Source organism: Citrobacter sp. Cpo061 (assembly GCF_030332845.1).
In the GTDB taxonomy this organism is placed as follows: Bacteria; Pseudomonadota; Gammaproteobacteria; order Enterobacterales; family Enterobacteriaceae; genus Citrobacter; species Citrobacter portucalensis.
Genome location: NZ_JAOWHB010000013.1, coordinates 129,672 through 145,595, shown reverse-complemented (window position 1 = coordinate 145,595; position 15,924 = coordinate 129,672). Strand labels below are relative to the sequence as shown.

Sequence of the window (15,924 nt, the reverse complement as noted above, 5' to 3'; positions counted from 1 at the left end):
CAGAAGTGAAACGCCGTAGCGCCGATGGTAGTGTGGGGTCTCCCCATGCGAGAGTAGGGAACTGCCAGGCATCAAATAAAGTGAAGAAGCCCATCCTGACGGATGGGCTTCTTTGCGTCTGTGCGGGATGAAAACCGTCGGATGCGGCGTGCCGCCTTATCCGGCCTACAGGGGCCGGGCTGAATGTATTTTGTAGGCCTGATAAGCGCAGCGCATCAGGCAACACGTCTGCACACTGCCGGATGCGGCGTATCGCCTTATCCGGCCTACAAAAGCTAGTCCTGCTACCCGCGTACGAGGTTGAGTAACGGGTACGGTCGTCCGAGATCGTCCACCTCTGTACGTCCCGTCACGCTAAATCCCATCTTCTTATAGAATCCAACCGCCTGCTCATTCTGCTCGTTAACATTGGTTGTTAGCGTTGAACTCATTGATAAAGCATGTTCAATCAGCAGTTTACCAACACCACTACCACGCACATCCGGATCGACAAACAAAGCATCAATATGCTGGTCGGTCAGGAGCATAAAAGCGACGGGCTCATCCTGTTCTGTCACTGCAACCCACAGAGGGGCTTCTGGTAAAAATGAACGTACCAGCTCCTCCAGCTCAATCCGATAATCCGCAGAGAGGAAATGGTGCGTGGCATCTACTGAGCGACACCAAATAGAAACTAACTTATCTCCTTCGTCCTGACGCGAACGACGAATGGTAAGGTTCATAGCATTCTCCTTTTTTTCTTTACTGCACTATTCTACAGCAAGGAGCCGTGAAACTTTCTCAACTTGAGGATGCAGGCTCGACATTCGCATGATTCCTGGGTATCTTCAGCTATCTGGATGTCTAAACGTTTAAACGTATGTTGTGAGGTTATCAGGTTATGCCAATTCGCGTGCAGGACGAGCTACCCGCCGTCAATTTTTTGCGTGAGGAAAACGTCTTCGTGATGACGACATCCCGCGCTTCCGGTCAGGAAATTCGTCCACTGAAGGTGCTCATCCTTAACCTGATGCCCAAGAAGATTGAAACGGAAAACCAGTTCCTGCGCTTACTGTCTAACTCACCGCTGCAGGTAGATGTTCAGCTATTGCGCATCGATGCCCGCGAGTCACGCAACACCCCAACGGAGCATCTGAATAACTTCTACTGTAATTTCGAGGATATCTGCGATCAGAACTTTGACGGATTGATCGTGACCGGCGCACCGTTGGGCCTGGTTGAATTTAATGATGTGGCTTACTGGCCGCAGATTAAGCAAGTGCTTGAATGGGCCAAAGATCACGTTACCTCGACGTTATTTGTCTGTTGGGCGGTGCAGGCCGCGTTGAATATCCTGTACGGAATTCCCAAGCAAACCCGCACGGACAAACTCTCAGGCGTCTATGAGCACCATATTCTGCACCCTCATGCGTTGCTGACGCGTGGATTCGATGATGCGTTCCTGGCCCCGCATTCGCGCTATGCTGATTTCCCTGCAGCGCTTATCCGCGACTACACCGATCTCGAGATCTTTGCTGAAACCGAAGAGGGAGATGCCTACCTGTTTGCCAGCAAAGACAAACGTATCGCCTTCGTGACGGGTCATCCTGAGTATGACGACCATACACTCGGCAGCGAATATTTTCGTGACGTCGAAGCGGGCTTATCGCCGGAAGTACCCTATAACTATTTCCCGAAAGATGACCCGCAAAACAAACCGCGGGCAACCTGGCGTAGCCACGGTAATTTGTTGTTTACCAACTGGCTCAACTATTACGTCTACCAGATCACGCCATATGATCTGCGTCACATGAATCCAACGCTGGATTAATCTTCTGTAGCAGACGATCCTTAAGCGTTTCAGCATATTGAATCAGGCACCTTCGGGTGCCTTTTTTATTTCCGAAACGCACCTCATCGTGTAATTAAATTTTATTTATATTGTTATCAATAGGTTAATTGATAATTAAATTAAAAATGGAAATTGTTTTTGATTTTGAAATTTAAATGAGTAGTCTTAGTTGTGCTGAACGAAAAGCGCACAACGATCCTTCGTTCGCATTGGGGATGTGTTTGGATCAATGACGAGGAACTACGCAATGAATCAACAGGCAACGACAACCGATGAACTGGTCTTCACCAGGCCGCGTGGCGAACAGGAACAGCAAATTCTGACCGCTGAAGCAGTGGAGTTTCTGACTGAACTGGTGACAAGATTTACGCCAAAGCGGAATAAACTTCTGGCTGCACGTATCCAGCAGCAGCAGGATATTGATGACGGTAAGTTGCCTGATTTTATTTCGGAAACAGCTTCCATTCGTGAAGGTAACTGGAAAATTCGCGGAATTCCTGATGATTTACTGGATCGCCGCGTAGAGATCACCGGACCCGTTGAGCGCAAGATGGTCATCAACGCGCTGAACGCGAACGTCAAAGTCTTTATGGCTGACTTCGAAGATTCACTGGCTCCTGAGTGGAGCAAAGTTATCGACGGGCAGATCAACCTGCGCGATGCGGTCAATGGCACCATTAGCTACACCAACGAAGCGGGTAAAATTTATCAGCTCAAGCCTAATCCGGCTCTGTTGGTATGTCGCGTTCGTGGTCTGCATCTGCCGGAAAAACACGTCACCTGGCGTGGCGAATCTATCCCGGGCAGCCTGTTCGACTTTGCCCTCTATTTCTTCCACAACTACAAAACGTTGCTGGCGAAAGGCAGCGGCCCTTATTTCTATCTGCCAAAAACGCAGGCCTGGCAAGAAGCGGCATGGTGGAGCGAAGTGTTCAGCTATGCAGAGGACCGCTTTAACCTGCCGCGCGGCACCATTAAAGCGACCCTGCTGATTGAAACGCTGCCTGCCGTCTTCCAGATGGACGAAATTCTGCACGCCCTGCGTGACCACATTGTGGGTCTGAACTGCGGTCGTTGGGACTACATTTTTAGCTATATCAAAACGCTGAAGAACCATCCGGATCGCGTGCTGCCGGACCGTCAGGTGGTGACGATGGATAAACCATTCCTCAGCGCCTATTCGCGTCTGCTGATTAAAACCTGTCATAAACGTGGCGCATTCGCGATGGGCGGCATGGCAGCGTTCATTCCCAGCAAAGATGCGGAACGTAACAACCAGGTTTTGACCAAGGTAAAAGCGGACAAAGCACTGGAAGCAAATAACGGTCATGACGGCACATGGATTGCCCATCCGGGACTGGCAGATACCGCCATGGCGGTGTTCAACGACGTACTCGGTGAAAACAAAAATCAGCTGTTCGTGACCCGTGGAGAAGATGCCCCGATTACCGCAGAGCAACTGCTGGCACCTTGTGAAGGTGAGCGTACTGAAGAAGGCATGCGCGCCAATATCCGTGTCGCGGTGCAGTACATCGAAGCGTGGATCTCCGGTAACGGCTGCGTACCGATTTACGGTCTGATGGAAGACGCGGCTACCGCTGAAATCTCCCGTACCTCCATCTGGCAGTGGATCCACCACGAGAAGACGCTCAGCAACGGCAAGCCGGTTACCAAACCGCTGTTCCGTCAGATGCTGGCCGAAGAGATGCTGGTGATTCAGGACGAGCTGGGCGAACACCGCTACAGCAGCGGGCGTTTTGACGATGCCGCGCGCCTGATGGAGCAAATCACTACCTCTGATGAACTGATCGATTTCTTGACCCTGCCAGGCTACCGCCTGCTGGCGTAATTCACCACATAACAATATGGAGCATCTGCACATGAAAACCCGTACTCAACAAATCGAAGAATTACAGAAAGAATGGACTCAACCGCGCTGGGAAGGCATCACCCGTCCATATAGCGCGGAGGAAGTGGTGAAATTACGTGGCTCGGTCAACCCGGAATGCACGCTGGCGCAGCTTGGCGCGGCGAAGATGTGGCGTCTGCTGCACGGCGAATCGAAGAAAGGTTATATCAACAGCCTCGGCGCGCTGACCGGCGGTCAGGCGCTGCAGCAGGCGAAAGCCGGTATTGAAGCGGTCTACCTTTCAGGCTGGCAGGTGGCGGCAGATGCCAACCTGGCATCCAGCATGTACCCGGACCAATCGCTGTATCCGGCGAACTCCGTCCCGGCGGTGGTTGATCGGATCAACAACACATTCCGTCGCGCCGATCAGATCCAATGGTCAACCGGTATTGAGCCGAACGATCCTCGCTATGTCGATTACTTCCTGCCGATCGTTGCCGATGCGGAAGCAGGGTTTGGCGGCGTACTGAACGCGTTTGAACTAATGAAATCGATGATTGAGACTGGTGCAGCGGCCGTTCACTTCGAAGATCAGCTCGCATCGGTGAAAAAATGTGGTCACATGGGCGGCAAAGTGCTGGTTCCGACGCAGGAAGCTATCCAGAAACTGGTGGCCGCCCGTCTGGCAGCCGACGTCATGGGTGTGCCGACGCTGGTGATTGCACGTACCGATGCCGACGCAGCCGATCTGATTACGTCTGATTGCGACCCATACGACAGCGCGTTCATCACTGGCGAACGTACCAGCGAAGGGTTCTACCGTACGCATGCGGGTATTGAGCAGGCGATCAGCCGTGGTCTGGCCTACGCACCGTATGCGGATCTGGTGTGGTGTGAAACCTCCACGCCGGACCTTGAGCTGGCGAAGCGCTTTGCCGATGCGATCCACGCGAAATACCCTGGCAAACTGCTGGCTTACAACTGTTCGCCGTCGTTTAACTGGCAGAAAAACCTGGATGACAAAACTATCGCCAGCTTCCAGCAGCAGCTGTCGGATATGGGTTACAAATACCAGTTCATTACCCTGGCGGGTATCCACAGCATGTGGTTCAACATGTTCGACCTCGCGCACTCCTATGCGCAGGGTGAAGGCATGCGCCACTATGTTGAGAAGGTTCAGCAGCCAGAATTTGCGGCAGCTAAAGACGGTTACACCTTCGTCTCCCATCAGCAGGAAGTGGGCACAGGTTACTTCGACAAAGTCACCACCATCATTCAGGGCGGAGCTTCCTCGGTGACCGCGCTGACCGGCTCGACCGAAGAATCGCAGTTTTGATCAATGCCCGGTGGCGCTGCGCTTACCGGGCCTACGAAGGGATGTAGGCCGGATAAGCGAACGCGCCATCCGGCATGACGTTGTGCCGGATGGGAGACATTGATGACGCGTGGCCTGGAATTACTGATTGCTCAGACTATCTTGCAAGGTTTCGACGCCCAGTACGGGCGTTTTCTGGAAGTCACCTCCGGCGCGCAGCAGCGTTTTGAACATGCCGACTGGCATGCGGTTCAGCAGGCGATGAAAAGCCGTATTCACCTTTACGATCATCACGTAGGTCTGGTGGTGGAGCAGTTGCGCTGCATTACTGACGGCAAAAGTACCGACGCGGATTTTTTACTTCGCGTGAAAGAGCATTACACCCGGCTACTGCCGGATTACCCGCGCTTCGAGATTGCGGAGAGTTTCTTTAACTCCGTTTACTGTCGGTTATTTGACCACCGCTCGCTGACTCCCGAGCGGCTGTTTATTTTCAGTTCTCAGCCAGAGCGCCGTTTTCGCACGATCCCCCGCCCGCTGGCGAAAGACATTTTTCCTGATACCGGCTGGGAGTGGCTGCTGACACGCGTCCTTAGCGATCTGCCCCTGCGTCTGCCGTGGCAGAACAAACATCGTGATATCCACTACATCATCGAACACCTGACCGAAACCCTGGGAGCGGATGTGTTGTCAGGTTGCCATTTACAGGTGGCGAACGAACTGTTTTATCGCAACAAGGCCGCCTGGCTGGTCGGTAAATTGATTACTCCTTCTGGGACGCTACCGTTTTTACTGCCAATCCACCGGACTGATGAAGGCGAATTGTTTGTCGATACCTGTCTGACCACGACGGCGGAGGCAAGCATTGTGTTTGGCTTCGCCCGCTCATATTTTATGGTTTACGCCCCTTTGCCCGCGGCGCTGGTGGAGTGGCTGCGCGAGATCCTGCCCGGTAAAACCACCGCCGAACTGTACATGGCGATTGGCTGTCAGAAACACGCGAAGACCGAAAGTTACCGCGAATATCTGCTCTATCTTGCCCATTGCGATGAGCAGTTTATTGAAGCGCCGGGGATCCGCGGCATGGTGATGCTGGTGTTTACCCTGCCGGGTTTTGACCGGGTGTTTAAAATCATCAAAGACAAATTTGCCCCGCAAAAAGAGATGTCTGCCGCCCACGTCCGCGCCTGCTATCAACTGGTCAAAGAACACGATCGTGTTGGGCGGATGGCTGACACCCAGGAATTCGAGAATTTTGTGCTGGAGAAACGGCAAATCGATCCGGCGCTGATGGCGCTGTTATTGCAGGAAGCCCCGGAAAAAATTACCGATCTCGGCGATCAGATTGTCATTCGCCATCTGTATATCGAACGACGGATGGTGCCGCTGAATATCTGGCTGGAGCAGGTCGAAGGTCAGCAACTGCGCGATGCCATTGAAGAGTACGGCAACGCCATTCGTCAGCTGGCCGCCGCCAATATTTTCCCCGGCGATATGCTGTTTAAGAACTTCGGCGTGACCCGTCACGGGCGTGTGGTGTTCTACGATTACGATGAAATCTGCTACATGACGGAGGTGAATTTCCGCCATATCCCGCCGCCACGCTACCCGGAAGATGAGATGAGCGCTGAGCCGTGGTACAGCGTATCGCCGGGAGATGTCTTCCCGGAAGAATTTCGTCACTGGCTATGTGCCGACCCGCGTATAGGGCCGCTATTTGAAGAGATGCACGCTGACCTGTTCAGCGCTGACTACTGGCGCGGCCTACAGACGCGCATCAAAAACGGTCACGTGGAAGATGTTTACGCCTACCGGCGTCGGCAGCGGTTCAGTGTGCGTTATGAAACCGACCGTAGGCCGGATAAGGCACTTGCGCCGCCATCCGGCAATGTGCGCCGTGCCTGATGCGCTACGCTTATCAGGCCTACAAATCTGCCCTAACCTTAGATAGCAGGCCGGGTAAGGCGTAGCTGCCACCCGGCAACCCCATCTTAGCGAAATCCGCCGTACGCCAGCGTTACTTCTTTCGCCGCTTTGATCGCCATGGCGCCAAACTCGGTCACGCGATCGTCGGTAATACGCGAAATGGGTCCGGAAATGGAAATCGCAGCGAACGGCTCGCGGTGCTCGTCATAAATGCACGACGCCACGCAGCGCAGACCCAGCGCATGTTCCTCATCATCAAAGGAATAGCCGCGCTTGCGCGTCTGGGCCAAATCCTCTTTCAGATGCACTGGCGACACCAGCGTGGCGTGTGTATAAGCATGCAGGCCTTTACGGTGCAGCAGGCCAGTCACTTGTTCTTCGCTCAGTTGGGATAAAAACGCCTTACCCGCACCGGAGGCGTGCATCGGCAGCTTGCCGCCGATAGGCGCGGACATGCGCATCAGTTGGGTGCACTGCACCTGGTCGATAATAATGGCCTGATGATCGCTTTGATCCAGCACGGCCAGGTTTACCGTCTCACCGGAATCTTCCATCAGCTTGCGCAGGATCGGATGGACAATCGCCAGCAGATTACGGCTTTGCAAAAAGCTGCTGCCGACGATGAACGCATGCGCACCTACGGCCCAGTGGCCTAATTCACCCACCTGACGGACAAAACCCTGCTGCTGCATGGTGGTCAGCAAACGGTGAGTCGTGGAGTTTGGCAGGCCAGCCTGCTGCGCCAGCTCGGTCAACGCCACGCTGCCGTTGGATTCCGCAATCCACTCCAGCAGCTTCAGACCGCGGGTCAGAGACTGAACCTGCCCGGTTGCAGGCGCAGTAGCGGCGGCGGGTTTTCTACCGCGTTTCGCGGGGACAGTGGCTACCATGGCAGACTCCTTTTCTGTATCGTGGAAATCATTTTCGTTTTATTCAATTATAATGCAAGAATTCCTGTACTGATCGGATGAGTGAAGCTGAACATGTCTCATGTTGGCCGTTGTTCTCTTTTCCGCCTCTCAGGTTTGTGCCAGTATGACCTGTTGAGTTTTTTTCGGTCTGGTTGAGCGTTGTCGGGAGCGAGTGTGAGCAGCAAAGTAGAACAATTACGTCAGCAGTTAAATGAACGTATTCTGGTGCTGGACGGCGGTATGGGCACCATGATCCAGGGATATCGTCTGAGCGAAGAGGATTTCCGCGGCGAACGCTTTGCCGACTGGCCGTGCGATCTGAAAGGCAACAACGACTTGTTGGTGCTCAGCAAACCGGAGGTCATCGCCGCCATCCATAACGCCTACTTTGAGGCGGGCGCGGATATCATCGAAACCAACACCTTTAACTCGACGACTATCGCCATGGCGGATTACCAGATGGAATCCCTGTCGGCGGAAATCAACTTTGCGGCAGCCAAACTGGCGCGTGCGGCGGCTGACGAATGGACGGCGCGCACGCCGGAAAAACCGCGCTACGTCGCAGGCGTGCTCGGCCCAACGAACCGTACGGCGTCTATCTCGCCTGATGTTAACGACCCGGCTTACCGCAACATTACCTTTGATCAGCTGGTGGCCGCCTACCGTGAATCCACCAAAGCGCTGGTGGAAGGCGGCAGTGACCTGATCCTGATTGAAACCGTCTTCGATACTCTGAACGCCAAAGCCGCTATTTTCGCGGTTAAAACCGAATTTGAAGCGCTGGGCGTTGAGCTGCCGATTATGCTCTCCGGCACCATCACCGATGCTTCCGGGCGTACGCTCTCCGGCCAGACTACCGAAGCATTCTACAACTCCCTGCGCCACGCCGATGCGCTGACCTTCGGTCTGAACTGTGCCTTAGGTCCGGACGAATTGCGCCAGTACGTGCAGGAACTGTCGCGCATTGCTGAATGCTACGTCACCGCGCACCCGAACGCCGGTCTGCCGAACGCCTTTGGTGAATACGATCTCGACGCCGACACAATGGCGGCGCAGATTCGCGAGTGGGCTGAGGCCGGTTTCCTGAATATCGTCGGCGGCTGCTGCGGCACCACGCCGGAACATATCGCCGCCATGAGCCGCGCAGTGAATGGCTTACCGCCGCGCCGCTTGCCGGAAATCCCGGTTGCCTGCCGCCTTTCCGGCCTTGAGCCGCTGAACATCGGCGACGACAGCCTGTTTGTGAACGTCGGCGAGCGTACCAACGTCACCGGTTCGGCGAAGTTTAAACGCCTGATCAAAGAAGAGAAATACAGCGAAGCGCTGGACGTCGCCCGTCAGCAGGTGGAAAGCGGCGCGCAGATCATCGATATCAACATGGATGAGGGGATGCTCGACGCCGAAGCGGCAATGGTGCGTTTTCTCAACCTGATCGCCGGTGAGCCGGATATCGCCCGCGTGCCGATTATGATCGACTCCTCGAAATGGGACGTTATCGAGAAAGGGCTGAAGTGCATTCAGGGTAAAGGCATCGTTAACTCCATCTCGATGAAAGAGGGGGTTGAGACCTTTATCCATCACGCGAAGCTGCTGCGTCGCTACGGTGCCGCGGTGGTGGTGATGGCCTTTGACGAGCAAGGGCAGGCCGACACCCGCGCACGTAAAATCGAAATCTGCCGTCGGGCGTACAAAATTCTTACCGAAGAGGTGGGCTTCCCGCCGGAAGATATCATCTTCGACCCGAACATCTTTGCTGTCGCGACCGGTATTGATGAGCACAACAACTACGCGCAGGACTTTATCGGCGCGTGTGAAGACATCAAACGCGAACTGCCGCACGCGCTGATCTCCGGCGGCGTTTCTAACGTTTCATTCTCGTTCCGTGGCAACGACCCGGTACGTGAAGCCATTCACGCGGTATTCCTCTACTACGCCATTCGCAACGGCATGGACATGGGGATCGTCAACGCCGGACAGCTGGCTATTTACGACGACTTGCCCGCCGAGCTGCGCGATGCTGTTGAAGATGTGATCCTCAACCGTCGTGACGATGGCACCGAACGACTGCTGGAGCTGGCAGAGAAATATCGCGGCAGTAAAACCGACGACACGGCGAATGCCCAGATGGCGGAATGGCGCACCTGGGACGTGAAAAAGCGCCTCGAATATTCGCTGGTGAAAGGCATTACCGAGTTTATTGAGCTGGATACCGAGGAAGCGCGCCAGCAGGCTGCGCGTCCGATCGAAGTTATTGAAGGACCGCTGATGGACGGCATGAACGTCGTTGGCGATCTGTTCGGCGAGGGCAAAATGTTCCTGCCGCAGGTGGTGAAATCCGCCCGCGTGATGAAGCAGGCGGTGGCGTACCTCGAACCGTACATTGAGGCCAGCAAAGAGAAAGGCTCCAGCAACGGCAAAATGGTCATCGCGACCGTGAAGGGCGATGTGCACGATATCGGCAAAAACATTGTCGGCGTGGTGCTGCAATGTAACAACTACGAAATCGTCGATCTTGGCGTGATGGTGCCCGCGGAGAAAATCCTCAGAACGGCGCGTGAAGTGAATGCCGATCTGATTGGCCTTTCCGGGCTGATTACCCCATCGCTGGACGAAATGGTCAACGTGGCGAAAGAGATGGAGCGTCAGGGATTCACTATTCCGCTGCTGATTGGCGGCGCGACCACCTCAAAAGCGCACACGGCGGTGAAAATTGAGCAGAACTACAGCGGCCCGACGGTGTACGTGCAGAACGCCTCGCGTACTGTTGGCGTGGTGGCTGCGCTGCTCTCTGACACCCAGCGCGATGACTTTGTCGCCCGTACGCGTAAAGAGTACGAAACCGTGCGTATCCAGCATGCGCGTAAGAAACCGCGTACCCCGCCAGTAACGTTACAGGCTGCCCGCGACAACGATCTGGCCTTCGACTGGGAAAACTACACCCCGCCGGTGGCGCACCGTCTGGGCGTGCAGGAAGTGGAAGCCAGCATCGAAACTCTGCGCAATTACATCGACTGGACGCCGTTCTTTATGACCTGGTCGCTGGCCGGGAAATACCCGCGCATTCTCGAAGATGAGGTAGTAGGAGAAGAGGCGAAGCGCCTGTTCAAAGACGCTAACGACATGCTGGATAAACTCAGCACCGAGAAGACCCTGAATCCGCGCGGCGTAGTGGGGTTATTCCCGGCAAACCGCGTGGGTGACGACATCGAGATTTACCGTGACGAGACGCGTACGCACGTCATCAACGTGAGTCATCATCTGCGCCAGCAGACGGAAAAAGTCGGTTTCGCCAACTACTGCCTGTCTGACTTTGTTGCGCCGAAACTGAGCGGCAAAGCGGATTACATCGGTGCTTTCGCGGTGACCGGTGGTCTTGAGGAAGATGCGCTGGCGGATGCCTTCGAAGCCCAGCACGACGACTACAACAAGATCATGGTGAAAGCGATCGCTGACCGTCTGGCGGAAGCGTTCGCAGAATATCTGCACGAGCGCGTGCGTAAAGTCTACTGGGGCTATGCGGCGAATGAGAACCTCAGTAACGAGGAGCTGATCCGCGAAAACTACCAGGGGATTCGCCCGGCGCCGGGCTATCCGGCGTGCCCGGAACACACTGAAAAGGCCACCATCTGGGAACTGCTGGATGTGGAAGCGCACACCGGGATGAAGCTCACCGAATCCTTCGCCATGTGGCCAGGCGCGTCGGTTTCCGGCTGGTATTTCAGTCATCCGGACAGCAAGTACTACGCCGTGGCGCAAATCCAGCGCGATCAGGTTGAAGATTATGCCTTCCGTAAAGGGATGAGCGTGGCGGAAGTGGAGCGCTGGTTAGCGCCGAACCTCGGCTATGACGCCGACTGATTCACAAAACTGTCATCTTTCTTTACAACAAACAGGGCGCTCAATGAGTGCCCTGTCTCTTTATTACGTTTAAACCCTTATACTGAAAGGGGGCCGTTGCCGGATGGCGGCGTAAACGCCTTATCCGGCCTACATAGGGATGATTTGTAGGCCTGATAAGCGCAGCGCCATCAGGCAAATGAGCCTCAAAAAACCATAAAAATAAGGAGAACCTGATTCCGTGTTAACTCTGTTACACCTGCTTTCTGCTGTATCTATGCTGGTTTGGGGTACGCATATTGTGCGTACCGGCGTGATGCGTGTCTTTGGCGCCCGCTTGCGTACCGTGCTCAGCCGTAGTGTTGAAAAGAAGCCGCTCGCCTTTTGTGCGGGTATCGGCGTGACGGCGCTGGTGCAAAGCAGCAACGCCACCACCATGCTGGTGACCTCGTTTGTCGCCCAAGATCTCGTGGCGCTTACCCCGGCGCTGGTCATTGTGCTGGGTGCCGACGTGGGGACCGCGCTGATGGCGCGTATCCTGACCTTCGATCTCTCCTGGCTGTCACCACTGCTGATTTTTATCGGCGTGATCTTCTTTCTCGGGCGTAAGCAGTCCCGCGTGGGGCAACTGGGGCGGGTCGGTATTGGGCTGGGGTTGATTTTGCTGGCGCTGGAGCTGATTGTGCAGGCGGTAACGCCGATCACCCAGGCTAATGGTGTACAGGTTATTTTTGCCTCGCTCACCGGCGATATTATGCTCGATGCGCTGATTGGCGCCATGTTTGCGATTATCAGTTACTCCAGTCTGGCGGCGGTGCTGCTGACGGCCACGCTGACCGCGGCAGGTATTATCTCGTTCCCGGTGGCGTTGTGTCTGGTGATTGGTGCCAACCTCGGCTCCGGCCTGTTGGCGATGCTCAACAACAGTGCTGCGAATGCTGCTGCCCGTCGCGTGGCGCTCGGCAGCCTGCTGTTTAAGCTGGTGGGGAGCCTGATTATCCTGCCATTTGTTCATCCGCTGGCCAATCTGATGGATGAACTGCCGCTGCCGAAATCTGAACTGGTTATCTACTTCCACGTCTTCTACAACCTGGTGCGCTGTGTGGCGATGGTGCCGTTCGCCGAACCGATGGCGCGTTTTTGTAAGCGCATCATCCGCGATGAGCCGGAGCTGGATGCACATCTGAAGCCCAAGCATCTGGACGTTAGCGCGCTGGATACGCCGACGCTCGCGCTGGCCAATGCCGCCCGTGAAGCCCTGCGTATCGGTGACGCGATGGAGCAGATGATGGACGGGCTGAAGAAAGTAATGCACGGCGAACCGCGTGAAGAGAAAGAGCTGCGCAGGATGGCGGATGATATTAACGTGCTGTACACGGCAATTAAGCTCTATCTGGCGCGGATGCCAAAGGATGAGCTGGCGGAAGAGGAATCGCGCCGTTGGGCGGAGATTATCGAAATGTCGCTCAACCTTGAGCAGGCTTCCGATATTGTCGAACGTATGGGCAGCGAGATAGCCGATAAGTCGCTGGCCGCTCGCCGGGCATTCTCTGTCGAAGGGCTGAAAGAACTGGATGCGCTCTACGATCAGTTGCTCAGCAATCTGCAGCTGGCGATGTCAGTGTTCTTCTCAGGAGATGTGACCAGTGCCCGTCGTCTGCGTCGCAGCAAGCACCGCTTCCGTATTCTCAATCGTCGTTATTCGCATGCGCACGTTGACCGTCTGCATCAGCAGAACGTGCAGAGCATCGAGACCAGCTCCTTGCACCTGGCGCTGTTGGGCGATATGCAGCGTCTGAACTCGCTGTTTTGTTCCGTGGCTTACAGCGTGCTGGAACAGCCGGATGAAGACGATGAGCGGGATGATTACTAATGAGGACAGGTGAAATATTGCCCGATGGCGCAGTCCGGTAGGCCGGATAAGGCGAAGCCGCATCCGGCAATGTGCGCTGAACTGCCTGATGGCGCTGCGCTTATCAGGCCTACAGTTGTAGCCCGGATAAAGCGAAGCCGCCATCCGGCATCAGACAACAAATCAACTAAAAGCAGTGGCCTGCTTCAACGGCAACCGCTTCTTCACCCGCTTTAAAGATATACGTGGTGTTCGGGCCGCCGAGCACGGATTGACCGTTACTTACCTTAATCCAGTTCCCTTCCGGCAGGCCAATCACCGTCAGCTCCGGTGCCACAACCAGCAGCTCGCGGATACGCTGTTCACGCGTTTCGCCTTTATGGCCTTCCGGCAGCGCGTTGGTGAAGTGTGGGTTAATCTGCAGCGGGAACAGACCCAGCGCATCAAAACCTTTTGGATCGACAATCGGCATGTCGTTGGTAGTGCGGATGGTCTGGCAGGCAAGGTTGGAACCTGCGCTCCAGCCGATGTACAGCGCACCGCGTTTGACGACATCCACAATCGGCGCCAGCAGTCCGCGTTCGCGGCTTTCTTTCAGTAACTGGAAGGTATTACCCCCGCCGACAATCACCAGCTCTGCGTTTTCAATAGCGGCAATCGGATCGGCAACGGTATGAATACCCGTAACGTTGACGCCCATTGGCGCAAAGATGGCTGCCGTTTTCGCCGTGTACTCATCCCAGGTTTGCGTCACGCCAGCGAACGGAATAAACACCGCCGTACGGCGACCATTCAGTTGTTCAGCAATCAGCGGCAGCGCATGTTCCATCCAGCCTTTGCCCGGCAGCGTCGAGTTACTCAATAAAAGCAGTTCCATCATTTCTCCATGTAATCAGAAAATTACAAACCGCGCTAATGCTACCACTATCAGCCAAACGCCTTACTGATATGGCTCACGATGTTGGAAGGGGGAGACAGAAGCTGAGGCTATTTTTTAAGTGTCAATTCAATGCCGAGTACCTTCATCACTGCAAGGGTGGTTTTCAGCGTCGGGTTACCTTTCTCACTAAAAGAGCGATAAAGCTGCTCGCGGGATAATCCCGTTTCTGCCGCAATGTTCGCCATTCCCTTAGCGCGAGCTACCACGCCCAGTGCTTTTGCAATGTATGCTGCATCGCCTGTTTCGAGGGCATCGGCCATAAACACGGCAATTTCTTCATCATCAACCAGCGCAGTCGCGGGATCGTAGTGAGTAAGTTTATTCATGGCAGAAGATCTCCTGTGAATCCAGTGTACGGGCGAGCATTTTTGCAAGAGTAATATCGTTGGCTTGTGAGCTTTTATCGCCCCCACATAACAAAATGATGATGCGGCAACCTTGCTGTTTAAAGTAAATCCTGTAGCCAGGACCGTAAGAAATGCGCATTTCGCTGACGCCTTCCCCAACAGGTTTAACATCACCAGCTAAACCATTAGCCAGACGAAAAAGGCGTGTGGCAATGAGCGTTTTAGCTCTCCTGTCCCGTAGGTTTTGCTCCCAACGCCGGAAAACCATTGTCTGAAGAATTTCCATGATGACGTTCCATGTATTTTATAAACTACATTATGAATTGACAAGTTGAGACTAGAGAGTAAAAAAATGGGGAGTAAGGGGAAATGCTTGCTGGAGGAAACAGGAAAGTGTCTCGCAATAATACGTAGTTTTTCAGGATGCTGCGGTTGATACGAGAATCGATGATAGGGGATTGGGAGGGCTTTGTGCCAGGGGCGGAAGCTATATGTCCACTAGAATATGACAGATTCATGCATGGTGATTCACCACTACACGTAGTTGCCGTCTTAGCAGGGTTTTATCCTGGAAAGAATAAAATCCACTCGCTCTTCTACAGAAACACATGGTAATTCAATCAACTGATAGTCATACATACGGTATGTTTTTACCATTGCGTGATATGTCGCGATGGCAACATCGAAAGATTGTTTGCGCTCTGTGTCCTGTACATATATTTCACGCCAGGGTGGTGCAATAAATACGATTCGGTTATAGCGAAATTTCTCGATGGCGTTTTCCAGATGCCTCGGTATGGTAAGTTCAGAAAGACGTAAATAACCTACAACATCAGGAACACCACGATCAAAGAAGCAGGGTTGTGTATGCCCTTCCGCTTCATGCCACGAACGCATTTCCCAGGATAGCATCAGCTCTGCAAATGCAGTCTGGTTGGCCCACGGTAATGCATCGCCGCCGATGTTAACCTGGTCTTGGATCACACCTCTTCCAGCTTCTTTAGAACACCAAAACCCTCGTTTTATAATCGTATCAATTATCGTGCTTTTGCCTGACCCTGGGCCACCAGTCAGAATGAATCGATGCTGAAACGCTGAAGACATTGAACTCTCCCA

The 15,924-nt window shown here is 54.3% G+C and carries 12 protein-coding genes; 6 read left to right on the top strand and 6 right to left on the bottom strand.

Annotation, left to right across the window (positions count from 1 at the left end; all coding sequences use genetic code 11):
- Positions 1-284: 284 nt before the first annotated feature.
- Complete coding sequence (locus OGX97_RS01250; protein ID WP_003826501.1) at positions 285-722, bottom strand: acetyltransferase; 438 nt, start codon at positions 720-722, stop codon at positions 285-287.
- A 158-nt stretch (positions 723-880) separates the two neighbouring features.
- Between OGX97_RS01250 and metA the strand changes: the two genes are divergently transcribed.
- From metA to aceK, 4 genes are all read left to right on the top strand, one after another.
- On the top strand, positions 881-1,810 hold the full coding sequence (metA, locus tag OGX97_RS01245; protein WP_003826503.1) for a homoserine O-acetyltransferase MetA: 930 nt from the start codon (positions 881-883) through the stop codon (positions 1,808-1,810).
- Positions 1,811-2,078: 268 nt separating this feature from the next.
- The gene (aceB, locus tag OGX97_RS01240; protein ID WP_279851003.1) at positions 2,079-3,680 is read left to right on the top strand and encodes a malate synthase A; all 1,602 of its coding nucleotides are present in this window, start codon (positions 2,079-2,081) and stop codon (positions 3,678-3,680) included.
- 31 nt (positions 3,681-3,711) lie between these two features.
- Positions 3,712-5,016: an isocitrate lyase gene (gene aceA / locus OGX97_RS01235; protein ID WP_279851004.1), complete on the top strand. Its 1,305-nt coding sequence runs from the start codon at positions 3,712-3,714 to the stop codon at positions 5,014-5,016.
- Between the two features lie 102 nt (positions 5,017-5,118).
- Positions 5,119-6,900, top strand: coding sequence for a bifunctional isocitrate dehydrogenase kinase/phosphatase (aceK, locus tag OGX97_RS01230; RefSeq protein WP_279851006.1), 1,782 nt, complete (start codon positions 5,119-5,121; stop codon positions 6,898-6,900).
- A gap of 86 nt (positions 6,901-6,986) precedes the next feature.
- Here the strand turns inward: aceK and iclR are convergent, their stop codons facing one another.
- Positions 6,987-7,811 carry a glyoxylate bypass operon transcriptional repressor IclR gene (gene iclR, locus OGX97_RS01225; protein WP_003826510.1) on the bottom strand — a complete coding sequence of 275 codons (825 nt, stop codon included), beginning with the start codon at positions 7,809-7,811 and terminating at the stop codon, positions 6,987-6,989.
- Between the two features lie 195 nt (positions 7,812-8,006).
- On the opposite strand from iclR, the gene metH reads away from it, so the two are divergent.
- A complete protein-coding gene (metH, locus tag OGX97_RS01220; RefSeq protein ID WP_100271657.1) occupies positions 8,007-11,690 on the top strand; it encodes a methionine synthase in 3,684 nt (1,227 codons plus the stop codon).
- Between the two features lie 220 nt (positions 11,691-11,910).
- Positions 11,911-13,542 (top strand): Na/Pi cotransporter family protein, encoded by a 1,632-nt coding sequence (locus OGX97_RS01215; protein WP_048213962.1) that lies wholly within the window; start codon positions 11,911-11,913, stop codon positions 13,540-13,542.
- A gap of 166 nt (positions 13,543-13,708) precedes the next feature.
- Here OGX97_RS01215 and pepE read toward each other — a convergent pair whose 3' ends face one another.
- The 4 genes from pepE to OGX97_RS01195 all read right to left on the bottom strand — a co-directional run bounded on the left by pepE (position 13,709) and on the right by OGX97_RS01195 (position 15,912).
- Positions 13,709-14,398 carry a dipeptidase PepE gene (pepE, locus tag OGX97_RS01210; RefSeq protein WP_032942056.1) on the bottom strand — a complete coding sequence of 230 codons (690 nt, stop codon included), beginning with the start codon at positions 14,396-14,398 and terminating at the stop codon, positions 13,709-13,711.
- A 110-nt stretch (positions 14,399-14,508) separates the two neighbouring features.
- Positions 14,509-14,787 carry an addiction module antidote protein gene (locus OGX97_RS01205; RefSeq protein WP_032942057.1) on the bottom strand — a complete coding sequence of 93 codons (279 nt, stop codon included), beginning with the start codon at positions 14,785-14,787 and terminating at the stop codon, positions 14,509-14,511.
- Positions 14,780-15,097 (bottom strand): type II toxin-antitoxin system RelE/ParE family toxin, encoded by a 318-nt coding sequence (locus OGX97_RS01200; RefSeq protein ID WP_032942059.1) that lies wholly within the window; start codon positions 15,095-15,097, stop codon positions 14,780-14,782. The genes OGX97_RS01205 and OGX97_RS01200 overlap by 8 nt, the downstream gene beginning before the upstream one ends.
- A 263-nt stretch (positions 15,098-15,360) precedes the next feature.
- Positions 15,361-15,912 carry an AAA family ATPase gene (locus OGX97_RS01195; protein WP_008786891.1) on the bottom strand — a complete coding sequence of 184 codons (552 nt, stop codon included), beginning with the start codon at positions 15,910-15,912 and terminating at the stop codon, positions 15,361-15,363.
- Positions 15,913-15,924: the final 12 nt, after the last annotated feature.

Coding starts and splice junctions, on each gene's coding strand:
- OGX97_RS01250 (WP_003826501.1), bottom strand. CDS start 722: ATGAACCTTACCATTCGTCGTTCGCGTCAGGACGAAGGAGATAAGTTA.
- metA (WP_003826503.1), top strand. CDS start 881: ATGCCAATTCGCGTGCAGGACGAGCTACCCGCCGTCAATTTTTTGCGT.
- aceB (WP_279851003.1), top strand. CDS start 2,079: ATGAATCAACAGGCAACGACAACCGATGAACTGGTCTTCACCAGGCCG.
- aceA (WP_279851004.1), top strand. CDS start 3,712: ATGAAAACCCGTACTCAACAAATCGAAGAATTACAGAAAGAATGGACT.
- aceK (WP_279851006.1), top strand. CDS start 5,119: ATGACGCGTGGCCTGGAATTACTGATTGCTCAGACTATCTTGCAAGGT.
- iclR (WP_003826510.1), bottom strand. CDS start 7,811: ATGGTAGCCACTGTCCCCGCGAAACGCGGTAGAAAACCCGCCGCCGCT.
- pepE (WP_032942056.1), bottom strand. CDS start 14,398: ATGGAACTGCTTTTATTGAGTAACTCGACGCTGCCGGGCAAAGGCTGG.
- OGX97_RS01205 (WP_032942057.1), bottom strand. CDS start 14,787: ATGAATAAACTTACTCACTACGATCCCGCGACTGCGCTGGTTGATGAT.
- OGX97_RS01195 (WP_008786891.1), bottom strand. CDS start 15,912: ATGTCTTCAGCGTTTCAGCATCGATTCATTCTGACTGGTGGCCCAGGG.